The following is a 2,845-nucleotide window of genomic DNA, read 5'->3' on the forward strand; positions in this document are numbered from 1 at the left end:
GCCCTGCCCGCGCCGGCCGGCAATGCCGAGGCGCCGCCGCTGCTGCTGTGGCGGCGGGGGGGTGCCGCGCTGGCCGCCGACCCCCAGGCGCCGGAGCCTGCGCTGGCGGCGATCTTCAGTTCAGGTTGACCTTGGAGCCCTTGACCGAGGTCTCGCCCGAGGCCTTCACGTCGATCTTGCCCGAGCCCTTGATCGTGATGTCCTTGCCCTCGATGGTGATGGTGCCGTCCTTCTTCAGCACGATGGCGGCCGAGCCGCAGGTCAGCGCGATCGAATCCGCCGCCACGACGGCCAGCGCCGCGCCCACGTCCAGCCCCATCTTGCCGGCGACCTTGTGCAATTCATCCGCGCCGACCGTGGTGGCCCGCTTGCCGGCGACGTCCAGCGACGAATCGCCGCCGACCTTCTCGACCCGGTTGCCGCCCGCCTTGTGGCTGCGGTTGCCGCCGACCTCGACGGTCTCGTTCCCCGCCACGTTGGTCGAGCGGTTGCCGCCCACCTTCCAGCCGTCATCCGAGGAGATGGCGTGATTCTGCCCGGCCAGAACCGTCACGCCGCGCGCGCCGACGATGGTGTTGGTCTGCGCCGCGCCGACATTGCGCGTCTCGGTCGCGGCCACGCTGTCCACCCGCGCCGCCTTGACGGTGACGGTCTGCACGCCGCCCACGGTCTGGCTGTGCGCGCCGTCGATGGCCTCGGTGGAACTGGCGGCGACATGGATCGTCTCGGTCGCGCCCACGTCCAGGCTGCGATGGCCGCCGACCTTTTCCGTATCGTCCACCCCGATCGAGACCTGGCGGTTCGCGCCGATGGTGGTGAACTTGTCGTTGCCCACGCTTTCGCGCCGGTCGTTGCCGATGGACTGGGTGGCGTCGTTGCCGACATCCTCGATCCAGTCATGGCCGATGCGGCGGGTCTCGTCGTTCTTGATCAGCTCGTTATGGTCCTTCTGCGCCTGGAAATACACCTCCTCGGCGCCGGCCTTGTCCTCGAAGCGCAGCTCGTTCCAGCCGCCGCCGCCGGGCGAGCTGTTGGATTTCCAGCCCGATTGCGTGGCATTGCCGGGCAGGCCATAGGGCGGCACCTGCTCGGCGTTGTAGACCCGGCCGGTGACGATGGGACGGTCGGCATCGCCGTCCAGGAAATCGACGATCACCTCCTGCCCGATGCGGGGGATCTGGATGAAGCCCCAGCCCGCCCCGGCCCAGGCCTGGCTGACGCGGACGAAGCAGCTGGAATGCGCATCGCGCCGGCCCTTGCGGTCCCAGAAGAACTGCACCTTCACCCGCGCATGTTCGTCGGTATAGATCTCGGCCCCCGCCGGGCCGACCACCACGGCAGTCTGCGGCCCGCGCATCGGCCGGCGCAGCGTGCGGCGCTCGGGGCGGAAGGGGATGCGCGCGGGCGCGCAGACCAGCCGGACGTGATAGCCCAGCGGATCGCGCCCCTCCTGCCCGGCGCGCTGGCCGGCGCGGACCTGGTCGTCCCACATGCGATAGCGGGCGGACAGCACCAGGTGGCGGTCGTTTTCCGCCTCGCGCGGGAAACCCGCCAGGGTGAAGCTGCGCCCCGGCCCCAGCGGCCGGGCGGTGCCCTCGGCCGCGACGCGCTCGAAGGCGGCCTGCGCCTCTTCCAGCCGGATGCCGGCCAGGCGGTCGCCGCGCCCCAGCTCCAGGTGCCGGCCGGGATAAAGATAAGCCTCGCGCCGGTCGCCGGCATGGCCCTCGGGCCGGCTCGCCGTCGCCATCAGGTCCGAGGACGGTTTCAGGAAATCGTAATCGGTCTGCGCGAAGCCGCCGATCCGCACCGAGGCGCGGGGCACCCAGCCGGTCAGGTAGTCGCCTTCGCGCGGCGCGCTGGGGCTGTCGGGCTCATAGGCGATCTCCCCGGCGCCCGGCGCAGGCTTCATCGCCGCATTGGCATCGGCCAGCACGGTGACATGGCCGTCCTGGGAATGCTCGAAGAAATAGAAGATCCCCTCCTCCTCCATCAGCCGCTGGAGGAAGTCGAGGTCGCTTTCCTCGAACTGGACGCAATAGTCGCGGGGCGGGTAGCTGCCCTCCAGCCGCTTGTCCAGCACCACGTCGGGATAGGCGCGCAGCACCTCGTCGATGATGTCGGGCACCGAGAGGTTCTGGAAGATGCGGTTGTCGGTCGCCAGGCTCGCGAACCACAGCGCCGGGCGCAGAAGCAGCCGGTAGAAGGCGAAATCGTCGCGAATCTCGGCCAGGCCGAACTCGGCGACATGGCCGTCGAAATGCCGCGGCTCGCTGTCCTCGGGGCCCTTGACGGCAATGGTGGCGCGGGTGCCCAGCACGTCGGCCGCCTTCACCTCCAGCGTCTTGGCCGACAGGCGCAGCTCGAAGGCGAAGGGGGCCGAGACCTGCTCCTCGCCCTCCATGCGCTCGAAGGTGACGGGCTCGCCTATGGCGGGAATGGCGACGGTGATCTCGCGGGCGGATGACATGCTGACCTCCTGCCGATTGCCGGGCCCAGTATGACGCAAGCCGGGCGGATTGGCGAATGATTACAGCACCTGCGGGCAGGCAAGCCCCGCCAGCAGGCGCCGGGCGGAAAGCGGGTTCAGCGGCCGTTCGAACCCCATCTCCAGAAACAGCCGCGCGCCTTCGGTGCGCAGGTCGATCAGGAAGCGCCGGCCGCCGTCGCGTTCGCGCAGCCGCAGGGGCGCCAGCAGGCGCATCAGCCCCCAGGGGCCGGGCTGCTGCAACCGGGCCGCGCCCTCGGGCGTGGCGAAGCTGACCTCGATCCCGGCGGCGGGATCGGCGCCCGGCCAGTCCAGCGCCACCGCATCCCCCGCCGCGCCCACCGGCCCGCCATCGCCGCC

Annotated in this window: 2 protein-coding genes; both read right to left on the minus strand. The window is 70.7% G+C overall.

All coding sequences use genetic code 11. The features are described from left to right. Positions 1 to 115 precede the first annotated feature (115 nt). Positions 116 to 2,467 carry a type VI secretion system Vgr family protein gene (locus tag FE811_RS26310; protein ID WP_116221954.1) on the minus strand — a complete coding sequence of 784 codons (2,352 nt, stop codon included), beginning with the start codon at positions 2,465 to 2,467 and terminating at the stop codon, positions 116 to 118. Positions 2,468 to 2,527: 60 nt separating this feature from the next. Next, on the minus strand, positions 2,528 to 2,845 hold a 318-nt coding region (locus tag FE811_RS27760; protein WP_305034203.1), incomplete at its 5' end, for a type VI secretion IcmF C-terminal domain-containing protein.

The sequence above is a fragment of the Paracoccus sp. FO-3 genome (assembly GCF_006386455.1).
In the GTDB taxonomy this organism is placed as follows: Bacteria; Pseudomonadota; Alphaproteobacteria; order Rhodobacterales; family Rhodobacteraceae; genus Paracoccus; species Paracoccus versutus.

Coding starts and splice junctions, on each gene's coding strand:
- FE811_RS26310 (WP_116221954.1), bottom strand. CDS start 2,467: ATGTCATCCGCCCGCGAGATCACCGTCGCCATTCCCGCCATAGGCGAG.